Source organism: Paenibacillus sp. FSL F4-0125 (genome assembly GCF_038008565.1).
GTDB lineage: Bacteria > Bacillota > Bacilli > Paenibacillales > Paenibacillaceae > Paenibacillus_AQ.
Map to the genome: position 1 here is coordinate 193,302 of NZ_JBBOZJ010000001.1, position 18,498 is coordinate 211,799.

Here is an 18,498-nt window from a genome sequence, read left to right on the forward strand (position 1 = left end):
AGAGCACAGCCTCTTTGTGTTGTTGTATAGCTTACACACCGCTAGGCAGTGTTTTCTCGATGACTTTATCAACGATACCATAAGCTGCCGCGTCTGCAGCAGTCATGAAGTAATCACGGTCTGTATCCTTCTCAATACGCTCCAGGGGTTGACCCGTACGTTCTGCAAGAATACGATTCAACTTATCGCGCAACTTGAGGATACGGCGCGCACGGATTTCGATATCCGTTGCTTGACCTTGAGCACCACCCAGAGGTTGGTGAATCATGATCTCACTGTTTGGCAGTGCAAAACGTTTGCCTTTAGCGCCAGCGTTAAGTAGGAAAGCTCCCATGGAAGCTGCCATACCCACGCAGATGGTGGAAACGTCCGGTTTAATGTACTGCATTGTATCAAAAATAGCCATACCTGCAGTAATGGAACCGCCGGGGCTATTCACATAAAGGTGAATGTCCTTCTCCGGATCTTCGGCAGCCAAGAACAGCATTTGTGCGATGATAGAATTGGCTACCACGTCATTAACCTCCGTTCCAAGGAAAATGATGCGGTCCTTCAGCAGGCGGGAATAGATGTCATAAGCGCGCTCACCGCGGTTGCTCTGTTCTACTACCATAGGAATATAACTCACGTGGAAAACCTCCTTGATATTGGTTCTTCAAATGTATTCATTTTTACTCTTGCCGTATTACCCACATGATAAACAAATTCAAACAAAAAGTCAAAGAAAGTCAAACTTATATTCAAAAAAAAGAGCCGACATGCGGCTCTTTGGTTAAGTAGTAGTATAGGCACCACTAAATTATGTACAAAAGTGAAATTAATGGCGCGCCCGCCAAGAATCGAACTTGGATCTCAGGCTTCGGAGGCCTACGTCATATCCATTGGACCACGGGCGCAACAAAAATGATTATAATACAATTTCTGTGCAATTGCAATGAATTAATAATGCTGTGCACGGGCTCTACCCCTTGTCTTCAAGATGGACAAGCGTATATTGTCTTTCACTCAGCGATAGAATCTGGATTGTTAATGACAGGTTTTAGGAGCCGTACCTCTTTCCCGATCTTATAAATGTATAAGAAGACAAGCGCTTGAGAATTCTACTCTCGGAAGACTTGCACTTCGAGCAATATTTGGTTAGAATATGAGTGGGACTTAAAAAGTTTACCCGGGACATTTTGAGACCATGAACAAGGGAATAGAGGAAGACGAAGTTGCAGGAGTGAAAGTATGCGTAATTTATTAGATATCCAAAAGCAGCTTCTGCCTGATCTCATGGAAACCCTTAAGAGACGGTACACGATTCTTCATCAGATCATGCTGTCCGATATCATAGGGCGCAGAACGCTTGCCGCTTCGCTTGATATGACTGAGCGGGTACTGCGTGCCGAGACGGATCTTCTGAAATCGCAAGGGCTCATTGAGATCGAGAGCGTTGGTATGCGCATTAGCGCTGCTGGGCGTAGGCTGCTTGATTTGCTAGAGCCGGTCGTTAAGAGCCTGTTTGGTCTGGATGAGCTGGAAGAGAAAATTCGGGCAACGTATGGTCTGGATAAAGTTATTGTGGTGCCGGGTGATTGTGAGTCATCGCCATTCACCAAACGTGAACTCGGCCGAGCAGGTGCAAAAGCGCTGCTCAGTGTACTTCGTACAGATGATATAGTTGCTGTCACTGGTGGATCAACGCTTGCCGATATGGCTGATCAACTGACACCGCCGTTATCCCTTTCCTATAAGAACGCTTGGTTTGTTCCGGCGCGTGGTGGATTAGGAGAGAGTATGGAGATTCAAGCCAACACAATTGCCTCAACAATGGCAAAACGGGTTGGAGCGAATTACCGGTTGCTGCATGTACCTGATTTACTTAGTGGGGATGCCTACCAGTCACTAGCACTTGACTCTAATATTGGAGAGATTGTACAAATCATCCGCAGTTCGCGTATTATTGTACATGGGATTGGGGATGCCATTGAAATGACTCGCCGCCGCAAGCTGGATGAGGCTACGGTCTCAGAGATCCAGGGTGAGGGAGCAGTGGCTGAATCCTTTGGGTATTACTTTAACGAAGATGGTAAGGTTGTCCATACTATGCTTACGATGGGGCTACGTCTTGAAGATATTGTTCGGACGGAGACAGTCATCGGTATTGCTGGAGGCAAACCTAAGGCCAAAGCTATTCATGCCATGCTACGTTTCGGGCAGGAGAATATTCTCGTCACGGACGAGGCTGCTGCTGTAGAAATCGGCAAGGAAATCGACAATCAGTTGCAGATATCCTCGTAACACACTAGCACATATACCTTGCATTATACTTAACATTGTTGTCATGACAGGCTTCACGGTCTGTTTTGAATAAATAAAACGAATTCTAGGAGGAACTATTCAATGAGTGTAAAAGTTGGAATTAACGGATTTGGACGTATTGGACGCCTTGCTTTCCGCCGTATTCAAAATGTAGAAGGTATCGAAGTGGTAGCAATCAATGACTTGACTGACGCTAAGATGCTTGCTCATTTGCTTAAATATGATACAACTCAAGGTAAATTTCAAGGTGATGTTGAAGTGCATGATGGCTTCTTCAAAGTCAATGGCAAAGAAGTTAAGGTTCTTGCTAACCGCAACCCTGAAGAATTGCCATGGGGCGACCTAGGTGTTGATATCGTACTTGAGTGCACAGGTTTCTTCACAACTAAAGAAGCAGCTGAAAAACACTTGAAAGGTGGAGCTAAGAAAGTAGTTATTTCCGCTCCAGCTACTGGCGACATGAAAACTGTCGTTTACAACGTTAACGATGACATTCTTGATGGTACTGAGACTGTTATTTCCGGCGCATCTTGCACAACGAACTGCCTAGCTCCAATGGCAAAAGTATTGAACGACAAGTTCGGTATCGTTGAAGGCTTGATGACTACAATTCACGCTTACACTGGCGACCAAAACACTTTGGATGCTCCACATGCTAAAGGTGACTTCAGACGTGCTCGTGCAGCAGCTGAGAACATCATCCCTAACACTACTGGTGCTGCTAAAGCAATCGGTCTTGTTATTCCAGAACTTAAAGGTAAATTGGATGGTGCTGCTCAACGTGTTCCAGTTGCAACTGGTTCCCTGACTGAGCTTGTAACTGTTCTTGATAAGAGCGTTACTGTTGAAGAAATCAACGCAGCAATGAAAGCAGCTTCCGATCCAGACACTTATGGTTACACTGAAGATGAAATCGTATCTTCCGACATCAAAGGTATGACTTTCGGATCCCTGTTCGATGCTACACAAACTAAAGTATTGACTGTTGGCGACAAACAACTGGTTAAGACTGTTGCTTGGTATGACAATGAAATGTCCTACACTGCACAATTGGTTCGTACTTTGGAGAAATTCGCTAAAATCGCTAAGTAATTGACTTGATATAAGCAACATCTATAGAGCGGAAACAGAAGTTCCTTGTTTCCGCTCTTTCTAAATGTATTTCTTGTTTCCTGCTAGAAACAATTTTGGGTGTGGAGGAATTAATCATGAACAAAAAGAGCGTCCGTGATGTAGAAGTAAAGGGTAAACGCGTGTTTGTACGCGTGGATTTCAACGTACCTGTAGAAGACGGTAAAATTACTGATGATACTCGTATTCGCGAAACACTTCCAACCATTAAATATTTGATCGAGAACGGTGCAAAGATTATTCTCGCAAGTCACATGGGCCGTCCTAAAGGCCAATTCGTAGATTCCATGCGTTTGACTACTGCTGCTGAACGTCTGTCCGAGCTTCTCGGCAAACCAGTAGCTAAAGCTGATGAAGCTGTTGGCGATGCTGTAAAAGCAAAAATCGCTGAGCTAGGCGAAGGCGACGTACTTGTACTTGAGAACGTTCGTTTCTACCCGGGCGAAGAAAAGAACGATCCTGAATTGGCTAAACAATTCGCTGAATTGGCTGATTTGTTCGTCAATGATGCGTTTGGTGCGGCTCACCGTGCACATGCATCGACAGAAGGTATCGCTCATTTCCTACCAGCTGTATCCGGTCTTTTGATGGAGAAAGAATTGACCGTTCTTGGTAAAGCTCTTACTAACCCGGAACGTCCTTTCACTGCGATCATCGGTGGTTCGAAAGTTAAAGACAAGATTGATGTTATTGATAACTTGTTGTCTTTGGCTGATAACGTTCTGATCGGCGGTGGATTGTCTTATACATTCACTAAAGCTCAAGGCTTCGAAATTGGTAAATCACTCGTAGACAACGACAAACTTGACGTTGCTCTTGGATTCATCGAAAAAGCTAAAGCACTTGGCAAAAACTTCATGCTTCCTGTTGATGTTGTTGTTGCTGATAAATTCGGTGCTGATGCTAACACTAAGATCGTTAATTACAATGAAATCCCAGAAGGTTGGGAAGGACTTGATATCGGACCTAAGACTCGTGAACTTTATGCCGATATTATCAAAAACTCCAAGCTGGTTGTCTGGAATGGACCTATGGGCGTATTCGAAATCGATAAATTCGCTGAAGGTACACTTGCAGTAGCAAAAGCTTGTGCAACAACTGAAGGTTACACTGTTATTGGCGGCGGGGATTCCGCAGCAGCAGCAGAAAAATTCCACCTGGCTGACCAAATGGATCACATCTCCACTGGTGGCGGTGCATCCCTTGAGTTCATGGAAGGCAAGGCGCTTCCTGGCGTAGAAGCACTGAACGACAAGTAAGACGTATAGAAGGAGGCAATTTAATTCATGAGAACACCAATTATTGCGGGTAACTGGAAGATGTTCAAAACAGTTCCTGAAGCAGAAAGCTTTATTGCTGACATCAAAGGCAAAGCAGAAGTAGAAGGCGTTGAGACTGTAATCTGCGCTCCATTTACTAACCTGCCTGCACTTGTAGCAGCTGCAAAAGGTACAGACATCAAGATTGGCGCACAGAACCTGCACTTTGAAGATAACGGTGCTTACACAGGAGAAATCAGTGGTGTAATGCTTAGCGATCTTGGCGTAGACTATGTAATCATTGGTCACTCAGAGCGTCGTGCTTATTTTGGCGAAACAGATGAAATCGTGAATAAGAAAATGCACGCTGCATTCCGTCACGGTATCACTCCAATCGTATGTGTTGGCGAAAAGCTCGAAGAGCGTGAAGCTGATCAAACGAAAGCTGTATGTAAAGTACAAACTGAAGCTGCATTCCAAGGCCTTAGTGCTGAGCAAGCAGCAAAAGTTGTCATTGCATACGAACCTATCTGGGCTATTGGCACAGGTAAATCTTCCACTTCCCAAGATGCTAACGAAGTTATTGCGTACATCCGCAGTCTTGTAAAAGATCTGTATGATGTTGCAACAGCTGAAGCTGTTCGTATTCAATACGGCGGCAGCGTGAAGCCTGAGAATGTAACTGAGTACATGGGCCAAAGCGACATCGATGGTGCGCTTGTTGGCGGTGCCAGCTTGCAGCCTGCTTCCTTCGTTCAATTGGTTGAGGGGGCGAAGTAAGATGTCAGCTCCAAGACCTGTAGCTTTGATCATCATGGATGGTTTCGGTTTGCGTGGAACATCTGAAGGTAATGCCGTTGCTCAAGCTAACAAACCTAACTATGACCGTTACTTGAAACAATATCCTAATACTACCCTTACTGCTTGTGGTGAAGCTGTTGGTCTTCCAGAAGGCCAAATGGGCAACTCTGAAGTAGGGCACTTAAATATTGGTGCAGGACGGATTGTATACCAGGATTTGACTCGTATTGATAAATCGATCCGTGAGGGCGAATTCTTCGATAATGAAACACTGGTAGCCGCAGTTAGAAATGCTAAGAACACAGGTAAAAAGCTTCATCTTTACGCGCTTGTATCCGACGGAGGGGTACATAGCCATATTAATCACCTGTTTGCTATGCTTGACCTGGCTAAGAAAGAAGATATGCACGAAGTGTATATCCATGCTTTCATGGATGGCCGTGATGTACCTCCAGATAGTGGTAAGAAGTTTGTCCAAGATCTGGTGGCTAAGATTGAAGAAGTTGGAGTAGGTACAATTGCAACGGTATCCGGACGTTATTACGCCATGGACCGTGACAAACGTTGGGATCGTGTAGAAAAAGCCTATCGTGCTATGGTTTATGGCGAAGGCCCTAAATACACGGATGCTCTGCAAGCTATCACTGCGTCTTATTCAAATTCCGTGTTCGACGAATTCGTTGAACCTAGCGTGATTGTAGACAGTGAAGGCAAGCCGGTAACGGCAGTAGAGAGCGGCGATTCCGTCGTGTTCCTCAACTTCCGCCCTGACCGTGCTATTCAATTGTCACAAGTCTTCACGAATCAAGATTTCCGCGGTTTCGACCGGGGTCCTTTGTTCCCGCAAGACTTGCACTTCGTATGCCTGACAACTTTCAGCGAAACGGTACAAGGTTATGTAGCCTATTCACCGAAGAACCTGGATAACACATTGGGTGAAGTACTTGTGCAACACAACAAGAAGCAACTGCGCATCGCGGAAACTGAGAAGTATCCGCACGTAACGTTCTTCTTCAGTGGTGGACGTGATGAGGAACTTCCAGGAGAAACTCGTATCTTGATCAACTCTCCTAAAGTGGCAACCTATGATCTTCAACCTGAGATGAGTGCTTACGAAGTGGCTGCAGCCTGCGTAGCAGAAATCGAAGCGGAAAGACAGGATGCTATTATCCTTAACTTTGCAAACCCTGATATGGTTGGACACTCCGGTATGCTGGAGCCAACAATCAAGGCTGTAGAGGTAACGGATGAGTGTGTAGGTAAAGTAGTGGACGCAGTAGTTGCCAAGGGTGGCGTTGCGATCATTATCGCCGATCACGGTAATGCAGACATGGTATTTGATGAGAACGGTCGTCCGTTCACAGCTCATACTACTAACCCGGTTCCGTTCATCCTTACGGATGAAAATGTTGTATTGCGCGATCGCGGTATCCTTGCTGATGTAGCACCAACCATTCTGGATCTGATGGGAATTCCGCAACCTGCGGAAATGACTGGTCAATCCATGATCGCTAGTCGCAAATAAGGAAACAATACCTAAGATTAAGCTTCAACAATCAAAACCAAAACATTGTTTAAAGGAGATTAACTAAAATGACTATTATTTCTGATGTTTATGCTCGCGAAGTCCTTGACTCCCGTGGTAACCCTACTGTAGAGGTTGACGTTTATCTTGAATCCGGTGCTAAAGGCCGCGCTATCGTTCCTTCCGGCGCTTCCACTGGCGCTCATGAAGCTGTAGAGCTTCGTGATGGCGACAAATCCCGTTACATGGGTAAAGGCGTTCTGAAAGCTGTTGAGAACGTAAATGAAATCATCGCTCCAGAAGTTATTGGTATGGACGCTCTTGACCAAGTGGGCATCGACAAATTGATGATCACTTTGGACGGAACTCATAACAAAGGAAAATTGGGTGCTAACGCAATCCTAGCTGTATCCATGGCCGTAGCTCGTGCAGCTGCAGCAGCATTGGATATTCCTTTGTACGTATACCTGGGCGGATTCAACGCTAAAACTCTTCCAGTACCAATGATGAACATCATCAATGGTGGTGAGCATGCGGACAACAACATCGACGTTCAAGAGTTCATGGTTCTTCCTGTAGGAGCTCCAAGCTTCAAAGAAGCTCTTCGTACAGGTGCTGAAATCTTCCACAACTTGAAATCCGTACTTCAATCCAAAGGCCTGAACACAGCTGTTGGTGACGAAGGTGGTTTCGCACCAAACCTTGGTTCGAATGAAGAAGCAATCACTACAATCATCGAAGCTATTGAAAAAGCTGGTTACAAACCAGGTGTTGACGTATTCTTGGGTATGGACGTTGCTTCCACTGAGTTCTACAAAGACGGTAAATACACCCTTGCTGGCGAAGGTAAATCTTACACTTCCGCTGAGTACGTTGACCTTCTTGCTTCATGGGTTGAAAAATATCCTATCATCACAATCGAAGACGGTATGTCCGAAGACGACTGGGATGGTTGGAAATTGCTTACTGAAAAATTGGGAGACAAAGTTCAATTGGTTGGTGACGACTTGTTCGTTACAAACACTGAGCGTCTTGCAACAGGTATCGAAAAAGGTATCGGTAACTCCATCTTGGTTAAAGTTAACCAAATTGGTACATTGACTGAAACTTTCGATGCTATCGAAATGGCTAAACGTGCTGGTTACACAGCAGTTATCTCTCACCGTTCCGGTGAATCCGAAGATAGCACAATCGCTGACATCGCTGTTGCGACTAACGCTGGTCAAATCAAAACAGGTGCTCCTTCCCGTACAGACCGTGTTGCTAAATACAACCAATTGCTTCGCATCGAAGACGAGTTGGGTGAATTGGCTCAATACAACGGCCTGAAATCCTTCTACAACCTTAAAAGATAATCTGCTTTTATAGCAGAGTACGAAGACCCGTCATTATGGCGGGTCTTTTTTGTACTCAAAGAGACGCAGACACTATGTAATTCCTTATCTTACAAGAAAAGCTACGACTTAACAGCCTAGGCGGTTGTATTACCGACAACGCTATGATAAAATAAGAATACTGTTTATGTATCGTGATAACCTCAATTACCATAGATAGTGATGCTTAGGCGTAGGAGGTGGAAGTGAATGGATATCTTTTTGAAAGTTGTGCTCCTGATTTTTTCCGTCGGTCTTATTGCGGTCGTTCTTCTGCAAAAGGGGAAAAGCGCGGGTCTTTCCGGTGCCATCTCCGGCGGTGCTGAGCATCTCTTTGGTAAAACAAAAGCTCGTGGTATGGAACTCGTACTACAACGTGTAACTGTTGGACTTGCTGCAGGATTCTTCATTATGGCGATTCTAGCTGCTGTTTTCATTGACTAAAGTACCTACAGTAAGCCCTCGCTCTGTTCTGAATGGAATGGAGCGAAGGCTTTTTTGTTATAATTAAAAGGGGATAAGCACCTGTAGGTGCTTTTCTTTGCATTAAGGAAGAATAAGATTCGGTACGGTAGAGACCTAATAAATAGGCTATCTTCTTCGTTGTGACTGAAATTTTGTACTGCGTTTACCTTTGGATGACAGTAACAGGGATGCGAAGGATTGATTTCGTGTATACTAGGGTATGAAGTAGGTAAAGGTAAATTTTACTTGGCATTACTACAGGGCAGGACAAGACATACATATTTGCCAGCGGCTTGGAGCCGCGGAGGGCTGGGGTGACGAACATGATAACACAAGAAATATTACTCGATTTCATGCGGGAAACTGCATATAAACCAATGACTTATGAAGAGCTGGTGAGCCATTTTGCTCTAGAAGATAGCACAGGGTTTAAAAAGTTCGAGGAACTACTAATTGAATTAGAGCAGGACGGAAGAATTGTATTAACTCGTAATGCACGTTATGGCGTGCCGGAAAGAATGGATTTACTGCGCGGCCGGTTACAAGCTCACGCGAAAGGCTTCGCTTTTTTGATCCCGGATGATCGTGATCATCCTGACGTGTATATCCATGCGAATGATCTTAAGGGAGCTATGAATGGCGATATCGTCTTGATCCGTATTACCTCTAAAAGTCCGTCTGGTGGACGTATGGAAGGCGAAGTTGAACGTATTGTAAAACGTGGCGTATTGCAAACGGTCGGTGTATTTCAAAATCTAGAGACTTATGGTTTTGTGCTGCCTGATGATAAACGGATTAACCGTGATATTTTTATTCCTAAGCAATCCTTCATGGGGGCGGTAGACGGGCAAAAGGTCGTTGTGCGCATCGTGAATTATCCAGAAGGACGATCAGCAGCAGAAGGTGAAATTATTGAGATTCTCGGACATAAGGATGATCCGGGTGTCGATATTCTATCTATCATCCGTAAGCATCAGCTACCAGAGGCATTTCCGGCTGAAGTGATGTACGAAGCGGACAATGCTCCGGATTCAATCACAGAAGAGGAAATTGCTGAGCAGGGACGACGCGACTTGCGCGGACTAAACATTGTCACGATTGATGGCGAAGATGCTAAGGACTTGGATGATGCCGTTAATGTTCAGCGATTGGAGAACGGAAATTACAAGCTAGGCGTGCATATTGCGGATGTAGGCTATTACGTACGTGAGAGCTCTGAACTTGATAAAGAAGCGTACGATCGGGGCTGTAGCGTGTATTTGGTGGATCGGGTTATTCCGATGCTTCCTCACCGTTTGTCTAACGGGATTTGTAGCTTGAACCCACAGGTTGACCGCTTAACGATGTCCTGCGAGATGGAATTTAACGAACACATGAAGGTTGTGAAGCACGATGTCTTTACCAGTGTGATTCGCACCAAAGAAAGAATGACTTATTCTAATGTTCGTAAAATTTTGGAGGATGAAGATCCAGAATTGCTGGAGCGTTATAGTCCATTAATTGATGATTTCCGTCTCATGAAAGAACTGGCGATGAAGCTACGCGATGCGCGGATGCGGCGGGGCGCGGTTGATTTTGATTTCGAAGAGAGCAAAATCATTGTGGATGAGAACGGCAAGGCTGTAGATATTGTGAAGCGTGAGCGTTCAGTAGCGGAGCAGATTATCGAGGAATTTATGCTCGCAGCGAATGAAACGGTCGCTGAGCATTTCCACTGGCTGAAGGTTCCGTTCCTTTACCGGATTCACGAAGATCCAGACCCAGAGAAGCTGCAGAATTTTATGGCTTTTGCGGCTAATTTCGGATATCACGTGAAGGGACGCGGCAATTCGGTTCATCCACGTGCTTTGCAGGATCTGTTGGAGCAAATCCAAGGAACTAAAGAACAGACCGTTATTAGCACAATGATGCTGCGTTCCATGAAGCAGGCGAAATATGATGCAGAGAGCACAGGCCATTTCGGACTCGCTGCAGAATACTATTCTCACTTTACTTCTCCAATTCGCCGGTACCCCGATCTGGTTATACACCGCGTAATGCGTGAAGTGATTGAGAATGGAGGGGCGCTGAGCCAGAAACGACATGATTATTTGGCCGGCCGGATGCCTGACATTGCTCAGCAGTCCTCGGAACGTGAGCGTGTGGCGGTAGAGGCTGAACGTGATACAGAGCAGCTGAAGAAAGCGGAATACATGCAAGATAAAGTAGGCGAGGAATTCGAGGCTATGGTCAGCAGTGTGACCAGCTTCGGAATGTTCATCGAGCTGGACAACACCGTCGAAGGTCTAATTCGTCTGAGTGCAATGAGCGACGATTATTATCACTTCGACGAGGCGCATATGGCGCTCATTGGCGAGCGCACATCACGGGTGTTCCGTATTGGCGACGAGGTGAAGATTCGAGTCGCCAAGGTAAATATGGATGACCACACGATTGATTTCGAGTTGGTCGACATGAAACCGCGCGCGCCAGGCGAGCATCGCAGCGGTGGTTTTGGAGGCAGCCGCGGTGGCAAAGGCGGCCGTTCAGGTGGCGGCGGCTTCGGCAAGCCAGCCGCTGGGGGTAAAACTGGCGGTGGCAAGGGCCGCGGCGGTAAAGGCAAGCCCGGCGCTGCTGTAGGCGCGGGAAAGGGCAAGCCGGGCGCAGGTGTGCGCGCTGGCGAAGGGCCGCGCGAAGCGGCCGGTGCTGTTGCACCGGGCGGACGCGGAAAGCGGAAGCGCGGGCGTGATGCCGGCGAGGATGCGAGCCGGGGTGTTGCGGCGCCGGGCGGAAGCACCGGCGCAGAGCGCGGGGGCGAAGCCGGCGGCAACGCAGGCGCACCGCGTGAGCGCAGCGGCGGGCGAGGCCGCGGTGGGGACAACGGCGGTGCAGGTGGTGGACGCGGCATCAGCTTCGGCTTTGGCTCCGGCAAAGGCGGATACGGCGCTCCTGCGTCCGAGTCTTCTGGCGGCGAAGTTCGTGGCCTGGACGGCAGCACGAAGTTCCGCAGCCGCGAGGACCGCGGCGGTAACTTTGGCGGTGGAGGAGGTCGTAACGACGCTCCAACAGGTAAAGGTCGCCGGAAAAAGAAGAACAAAAGCGGTGTGTTCATCGGTCAGTCCGTGACACCTGGCAACGTTCAGACGTCTGAACAAGCCACTTCTAAACGTAGTGACACTACGGGCAGCGCTCCAGACGGAGCTCCTCGTAAGAGAAAGAAGAAATAAATAACGTTATGGGCTACGTTTAGTAGCTCTATGACGCAAGATTAAGCACCGTCCCTTTGCTGGGGGCGGTGCTTTTTTAATTGTTTTCTGCAGCTCGGCTCAAGTGTGAAATTTTCGTTCTGAACGAGACATTTGGTTGCCACAAGTTGTTGAGTAATAGTCAGAAGAAGCTATGTGACAGCGCCGTTTTGCAACTATGAGACTTGGATTGGAGCAAAGTAACTAGTGCTATCACAATGCTTATTTTTAATTGCATAATGTGCAGTTAAAATTCTGGCGTTTCAGTAAAGATTGAGGTTAATTGCACTTTGTACATCTAAATCGGATCAGTACCTTTAAAACGGAATGATTTCGAGTTTTGAACTGCAGAAAGTACAACTAAACCACCATCGAGCGACTAAATATATTAAATAGATGTATAAAGTGCATTTATGTAGCTTAATTAGCTTTAGCGTCCGAGGGAGAGAGAAACATAAACACCTTTTTATAAACAAATGTAATTAAAGTTAATTAATGGGTAAACTTACTGACAACTAGTTGTCAAAATGAATGGGAAAGGATTACCTGATCCTTCCTTGCGCACAATTGATTCCATTTGTTACAATATAGATCAGACGTTCGATGACTATGTCGTTTAAGATTAGAGAGACATGGTTACTTTAACTTATGAATATGATTCAAGGAGTGATTCTCATGGGTAAAAAAGCAGACGGGAAAGTACTTGCCCAGAACAAAAAAGCTTCCCATGATTATTTTATCGAGGATACTTATGAAGCTGGCTTGGTGCTGACAGGTACAGAGATCAAGTCGCTGCGTAATGGCCGCGCTAATATTGGAGATGCTTTTGCTACGATCCGTAACGGTGAGATTCACATTCACAACATGCATATCAGCCCTTTTGAACAAGGTAATCGTGCTAACCCTACTGACCCGACGCGTACTCGTAAATTGCTGATGCATAAAGAGCAAATTCATAAACTGCTGGGCTTGTCCAAGCGAGATGGATTTACGATTGTGCCACTTAAGGTTTATGTGCGAAATGGTTATGCGAAGCTGTTGATTGGTCTTGGTAAAGGTAAGAAAGAGTACGATAAACGTGACTCTGCTGCTAAGCGTGATGCTCAGCGTGATATCCAGCGTGTATTGCGTGAGAAGCAAAAGATCGCCAGATAATCTAGGAAGAATGAACGATTCAAATGAGTACCAGTTTTCACCTTCAATTCCTTTAACCCACGTGTTAAAGTATTGATAAATGTGATATACTGAGTAAGTAAGATTATTGCTTCGTTACAGACTTCTTGAAGAAGAAGCTGTGGATTGGATCTCTCTTGCTTGGAAGATCCGCTTGATCCGAAGCGCCCTTTATAATGAGGGGCCGTTCTTGGATTCGACGGGGGTAGTTCGAGCATGAGTAGCGAGTAGTGGGGACGCGTCCGCTTCATCAACGCTAAAGCCTATTAAACGGCAAACAACAAAACAACTACGCTTTCGCAGCCTAAGAAACTGCGCGCGTGCTTCTACCCTGCATCGCCCATGTGACAGGGATAGGGGCTAACAAGTAGTGGGATACGCCGTCTGGTCTCCGCCTGGGGTCAACGGAAGAAGATAATCAGGCTGACCCAACGTATAGCCGGTTACGGGGCGATACTCGGGTGACATCAAAACTGTGACTACACTCGTAGAAGCTTATGTGCCGTTATCTTCGGACAGGGGTTCGACTCCCCTCGGCTCCATATGGAGTAAAGTAGAAGACACCCCTAAAGGTGTCTTTTTCATTTCTGTGGATGTATTATGAATTTCCTAGTATATAGGAAGCCGTTTCCCTTGGATGGTTAAGTGGAAAATGATGACCATATGGAACAACATCAACCTTACCAAGATGAAATGGAGCAGAATAGCGTCTATCTTGATCTCCCCAAATAATATGAAGATTATATCTTGGTACTTTGGTGAAATCACCCTGATAGTCTTTCGATAGAAAACGGTTGAGCTGAAGAGTTGTATTTAGAATTCTAGGCGAAGTAAAGCTGCTGCGGACTTTTGCAATATAATGTTTCGGAATGCTCTCCGTATTTTCAAACAGACCATTACCGATTAAATAACGTTCTAATGAATTAGCAGTTGCTAACTTCAATGCCCATTTGTTCATAAATGGAGGAGCATTAAACGATTTAGAATTATTTTTCGCAACAGGCGGCTGAAGTAAAGTAATAGTATTCTTGGTATCTATGTACTCTCGCACTAACGCTTCCAGCAGAATAACCGCTCCGAAGGAATGGCCAATCCAATGTGCGCCATTAGTAGCTTTTCCTAATAACTCATTCACTATATTCAAATAGAGATCCAGAAGATTTTTCTCTCGCTTAAAAGGGGAGCGTCCTAAACCTGGAAGATCTGGAATCCATACGGGTTGACCCGTTTTTTCATGAAGCTCAAGTCCTAAAGGAAATAAATCGGCTCCATCACTCAACAAACCGTGGAATAAAATAAATGGCCTGCCTTCTCCTTGTATTTGATATATCACAGTATTTCCGATTAATGTTCGTTCAAATGCATGATTATGCTGGTCATTTGGGTACATCAAGCGATAATCCAAATCTGCTACTACGGCCGGGAAAAAATTCATAACACTCGTCTTATTAAACCAATCTTCGCCTATGATTTTTTTCGATAAATCATTTGAAAACGTTCTATTTGTAATAAAGTTCAGTCCATCAGATGGAATTTGTGTTATTTTACTTATCCCACTTTTCATAAGTGCCTTCATGAAGCGAATGGGCACAGAGATTGTAGGTGCTGCCATATTCATACTTTCTGACATAACACCTAATAATTCAGATATATCCGGATCAAGCTGTTTGTCTTGAACAAGTGTATAGGTTTGAATAGACGATTGCTCCAGCTTAAAAACCTGAACCATAAACTTCGCTAGCTCATCGTTTGAAATAAGCGGTAATTTATACCCCTTGCCTCCAGGAATAACGGGCATCAGCCCTCTTCGCATACTCGCCACAAGCAAGCCTAAGCCTGCTACTTGCTCCGTACTCCCTGTTTTGCTGCTGCCGACTACAGTTGGCGGATTAATTACAGAAAGCGGATAGCCTATTGCGGATGCCTGCTGGCGAATATAAAGATCTGCTAAAAATTTTGTTCTTTCATAAGGATTTTTTATTTTCAAATAGTCGTGTCCTTCTTTAAACACATCTATCGCTACCTTGCTGTTAGTATCATCAAAGGGGCTCATATATCCAACTACATGAATAAATTGCTGCAAACCCTTCGATTGATGGATACTTTTAGCGAATTCACTGATATGCTTGGCACCGTTTAAAAATACAGTCGTTGCCTCTTGCTTTGTCGCTTGAATATCCATTTGTCCACCTGCGTGAATAATAACATCCGTGTTCAGGACCCTATCCTTATCTTCATCACTTAAACCTAAATCTGGTTTCGTCAGATCACCTTCAATAAAGTGCAGGGCTGCCTCGTTTAAAATACCTTTTTCCTGAAAAACACGTGTTGCTTTACCTTTCGACCTCACTAAAAGAAAAATCATAACATCCTCTTTAAGAAGCTCCTCCACGAATTGCCTCCCAATAAAGCCTGTTCCACCCGTTAAAAATATGGTCCTCAATTCATCCACTCTCCATTTTAGTACTGATCGGTACTACTTTTGTGTAAAAAAATGCTTCTTTTATCGAAGCAAGTTGAAAAATTGGCTGGCTGTTTTCGTAATAACAGTTGCATCTTTCAATGTCTCTGAAAGAAACAGCGCTCCTTCAAGATTCGTGATAAAAAGTGCCGCTACCTCGTCAATATGAATCGTATCTCTGAACTCGCCTTTTTCTGCTCCTTGTTGTAGTAATAGAGAGATTTTCATTTGTAATCCTGTAAAAAAGAGACCTATCTTTTCTTTTATGTGCGTAGCTTGTGCAGGACTTTGAATATAAAGAGTGATAAATGGACAGCTACCCTTATACTCTCTTGACTGAACTCCCTGTGATAAATGCTTTAAAAACATCTGGACACGATCTTCAACGGATAATTGGTTCTGAGATAGAATTTCATCCATTGCACGCTCATACGTTTCTATCCAATAATCCACGACCGCTGCTAACAATTCTTCCTTATCAGAGAAGTGGTAGTACACATTAGATTTTGATACTTTGCTTACACGTACTAACTCATCCATGCTTGTATAAGCAAATCCCTTTTCTAAAAATAAGGTTGCTGCCACTTCAATCACACGTTTTTGATTCATTAATTTTACCTTTGTCATGACTAGAACTATACAGTACTAATTCGAGGGTTGCAAGTAGGAACAAACAAACTACGCCGTCTGGTCTCCGCCTGGGGGCGAGCGGAAGAAGATAATCAGGCTGACCCAACGTATAGCCGGTTACGGGGCGATACTCGGGTGACATCAAAACTGTGACTACACTCGTAGAAGCTTATGTGCCGTTATCTTCGGACAGGAGTTCGACTCCCCTCGGCTCCATATGCCAAATCCACAATTTTGTAAAAGAAGCCTTGCCTTTAATATAGGCAAGGCTTCTTTTACGTTTAGATAACATCAGTTACTACCTCGAACAGTTCCTTTTTAGCGACAGTAGCGGCAAAAGCATCAAAGTCATTGCCGTCAAGTGTAATACCGACAGCATCCAGTTTAAAGATGACTTCAACATGTTCATTATAAATAATGACTTTATCAACGTAGCTGCCAATAAATTTTTTGATTTCCGGGACATTTCTGCTAGAAATATACTCTTTGAATTCCACAAACAGTTGCCGGAGTTCCACTTCAGTAATTAATGGGTGTTCCTTGCTGAATTGTCTTTCTGCGATTTGAACCTCAGCTACCCGTTGAGCTTGAACAGTTTTCTAAGAAATGGTCTGATAAAAAACTGGATTTAGTACTGGGGATAGAGTAGTAGATTTATTATGTTCACGGTTTGGTATTCGCTATAACAAAAGTAAGATGGATATAGAATTATTAACGCATGTTACTACTATGAAGGAATGGCCAAGTGATCTAAATGAAATACTAAATGATCTTGCACAAATTTTAAAAAGAATAACTGTATGCTAATAGGCACAATGTTTTTTTGATATATATTTTTGTGGATTTGCCTAGCCCCGCCTCAGATTCCTTAATCCCTTTCCCAGCAAGGGTTTAAGCCGCTTATGGGGACAGGGGTTCAACTCGGTTGGGTCAAAAATAGTGACGGTACTGACGGCTGCGTTTTGTGACGCTCCGGTCGCTACCGTCGCTTTTTTAGGGACAATTAGGGGTTCTCGTTGTTATACTCAAAGTGGAAATGTCTCTGGAGCTTGGTTGATTTTTAGATGGAACTAAACTAACTGGTAGTTATCTATAAGACGATTGATTCATTCGGGGGATTGCGGGAATTTCAAAAGTGGAATATTATTTACTTATGATTAACGTATTGGCTTACTAATTAATGCTTATATTAATTTTATTGGAGTGGATGTATTATGTATCCCCATCATCAAGCTGCCATTGATGCCATCACCAACAAGCTTAAAGCCAGACCCGACGTACAAGGAATCATCATCGGAGGTTCCGTGGCGCATGGCTTTGCCAACGAAACCTCTGATATCGACATTATGATCGTCCTTTCTGAAGAGGATTACAAGAAAGCTTGTTCCATCCATAATCTTGGGTATTTCGAAACGGAATCCTGTTCTTATGAAGGCGGTTACGTGGACGGGAAAGTTGTATCCGCTTCCTACATCAAGCAAGTGGCCGAATCCGGCAGCGATCCTGCTAAGTTCGCATTCCAGGATGCGTTCGTCACCTATTCCAATATCGAGGGGTTGGAACAGTTGGTCCAAGACGCTCCCCGATATCCGGTGGAGAAAAAGGCAGAGAACATGCAGAAGTTCTATGCACAATTCGAAACCTGGAAATGGTATTATTACGAAGGACTGAAACGCAACAATCGTTTATTAATCGACTACTGTTTGACCCACTATGCCTTTTTCGCAGGTAGGTTGATTTTGGTACACAACGAAACGCTGTTCCCTTCTTATAAGTGGTTCTTAAAGGTTCTGGAAGGGGTTGAAAAGAAGCCGGAGAATTTGTTGGCGGACATCCATCGGGTACTGGAAGAACGAACGCCGGAAGCCGTCGAGAATCTGTACGAGAGTATTGTGGAATTTAATAACTGGTATCAGGCAGAGCATCATTGGTCGGTTCAGTTCATGATGGATAGCCAGCTGAACTGGATGGACGGACCGGTTCCGGTTCTCGATTTATAAACTGTTCCGCTAACGGGAACGATAGTTGAATAGATAGCTTCATGGCTAGCAGGATGAGGCATTGTTTCGATGAGGAAACGGCCAGGCTTGTTGAAGATCTATGCCACCTCACCAAAAATCCTGACCATCATGCCGCGGCGAATTGTGGATTT

Annotated in this window: 14 protein-coding genes, 1 tRNA gene and 1 other RNA gene; 11 read left to right on the top strand and 5 right to left on the bottom strand. The window is 44.8% G+C overall.

Going from position 1 to position 18,498, the window contains the following annotated elements:
* Nucleotides 1-31: 31 nt before the first annotated feature.
* The gene (clpP, locus tag NST74_RS00950; protein ID WP_042184034.1) at nt 32-628 is read right to left on the bottom strand and encodes an ATP-dependent Clp endopeptidase proteolytic subunit ClpP; all 597 of its coding nucleotides are present in this window, start codon (nt 626-628) and stop codon (nt 32-34) included.
* Nucleotides 629-821: 193 nt separating this feature from the next.
* Nucleotides 822-896: transfer RNA gene (locus NST74_RS00955), tRNA-Arg, on the bottom strand.
* Nucleotides 897-1,230: 334 nt separating this feature from the next.
* Here NST74_RS00955 and NST74_RS00960 point away from each other — a divergent pair.
* The 10 genes from NST74_RS00960 to ssrA all read left to right on the top strand — a co-directional run bounded on the left by NST74_RS00960 (nt 1,231) and on the right by ssrA (nt 13,800).
* Nucleotides 1,231-2,283: a sugar-binding transcriptional regulator gene (locus NST74_RS00960; protein WP_076116268.1), complete on the top strand. Its 1,053-nt coding sequence runs from the start codon at nt 1,231-1,233 to the stop codon at nt 2,281-2,283.
* A 102-nt stretch (nt 2,284-2,385) separates the two neighbouring features.
* The gene (gene gap / locus NST74_RS00965) at nt 2,386-3,396 is read left to right on the top strand and encodes a type I glyceraldehyde-3-phosphate dehydrogenase (protein ID WP_036687120.1); all 1,011 of its coding nucleotides are present in this window, start codon (nt 2,386-2,388) and stop codon (nt 3,394-3,396) included.
* A gap of 116 nt (nt 3,397-3,512) precedes the next feature.
* Nucleotides 3,513-4,694, top strand: coding sequence for a phosphoglycerate kinase (locus NST74_RS00970; protein ID WP_042123322.1), 1,182 nt, complete (start codon nt 3,513-3,515; stop codon nt 4,692-4,694).
* Between the two features lie 27 nt (nt 4,695-4,721).
* Nucleotides 4,722-5,474, top strand: coding sequence for a triose-phosphate isomerase (gene tpiA, locus NST74_RS00975; RefSeq protein ID WP_042123325.1), 753 nt, complete (start codon nt 4,722-4,724; stop codon nt 5,472-5,474).
* Between the two features lies 1 nt (nt 5,475).
* Complete coding sequence (gpmI, locus tag NST74_RS00980) at nt 5,476-7,020, top strand: 2,3-bisphosphoglycerate-independent phosphoglycerate mutase (protein ID WP_042123328.1); 1,545 nt, start codon at nt 5,476-5,478, stop codon at nt 7,018-7,020.
* A gap of 68 nt (nt 7,021-7,088) precedes the next feature.
* Nucleotides 7,089-8,375: a phosphopyruvate hydratase gene (gene eno / locus NST74_RS00985; protein ID WP_042123330.1), complete on the top strand. Its 1,287-nt coding sequence runs from the start codon at nt 7,089-7,091 to the stop codon at nt 8,373-8,375.
* A gap of 228 nt (nt 8,376-8,603) precedes the next feature.
* Nucleotides 8,604-8,837, top strand: coding sequence for a preprotein translocase subunit SecG (secG, locus tag NST74_RS00990; RefSeq protein WP_042123332.1), 234 nt, complete (start codon nt 8,604-8,606; stop codon nt 8,835-8,837).
* 344 nt (nt 8,838-9,181) lie between these two features.
* Complete coding sequence (gene rnr / locus NST74_RS00995) at nt 9,182-12,064, top strand: ribonuclease R (protein ID WP_341115796.1); 2,883 nt, start codon at nt 9,182-9,184, stop codon at nt 12,062-12,064.
* A 693-nt stretch (nt 12,065-12,757) separates the two neighbouring features.
* A complete protein-coding gene (smpB, locus tag NST74_RS01000) occupies nt 12,758-13,237 on the top strand; it encodes an SsrA-binding protein SmpB (protein ID WP_042123338.1) in 480 nt (159 codons plus the stop codon).
* Between the two features lie 198 nt (nt 13,238-13,435).
* Nucleotides 13,436-13,800, top strand: a transfer-messenger RNA (tmRNA) gene (gene ssrA, locus NST74_RS01005).
* A 53-nt stretch (nt 13,801-13,853) separates the two neighbouring features.
* Here the strand turns inward: ssrA and NST74_RS01010 are convergent.
* From NST74_RS01010 to NST74_RS01020, 3 genes are all read right to left on the bottom strand, one after another.
* Nucleotides 13,854-15,698, bottom strand: coding sequence for an alpha/beta fold hydrolase (locus tag NST74_RS01010; protein ID WP_341115797.1), 1,845 nt, complete (start codon nt 15,696-15,698; stop codon nt 13,854-13,856).
* A 60-nt stretch (nt 15,699-15,758) separates the two neighbouring features.
* A complete protein-coding gene (locus tag NST74_RS01015; RefSeq protein WP_341110019.1) occupies nt 15,759-16,325 on the bottom strand; it encodes a TetR/AcrR family transcriptional regulator in 567 nt (188 codons plus the stop codon).
* A gap of 302 nt (nt 16,326-16,627) precedes the next feature.
* Nucleotides 16,628-16,843 carry a hypothetical protein gene (locus NST74_RS01020; protein ID WP_341110020.1) on the bottom strand — a complete coding sequence of 72 codons (216 nt, stop codon included), beginning with the start codon at nt 16,841-16,843 and terminating at the stop codon, nt 16,628-16,630.
* A 717-nt stretch (nt 16,844-17,560) separates the two neighbouring features.
* Between NST74_RS01020 and NST74_RS01025 the strand changes: the two genes are divergently transcribed.
* Complete coding sequence (locus tag NST74_RS01025) at nt 17,561-18,346, top strand: nucleotidyltransferase domain-containing protein (RefSeq protein ID WP_341110021.1); 786 nt, start codon at nt 17,561-17,563, stop codon at nt 18,344-18,346.
* Nucleotides 18,347-18,498: the final 152 nt, after the last annotated feature.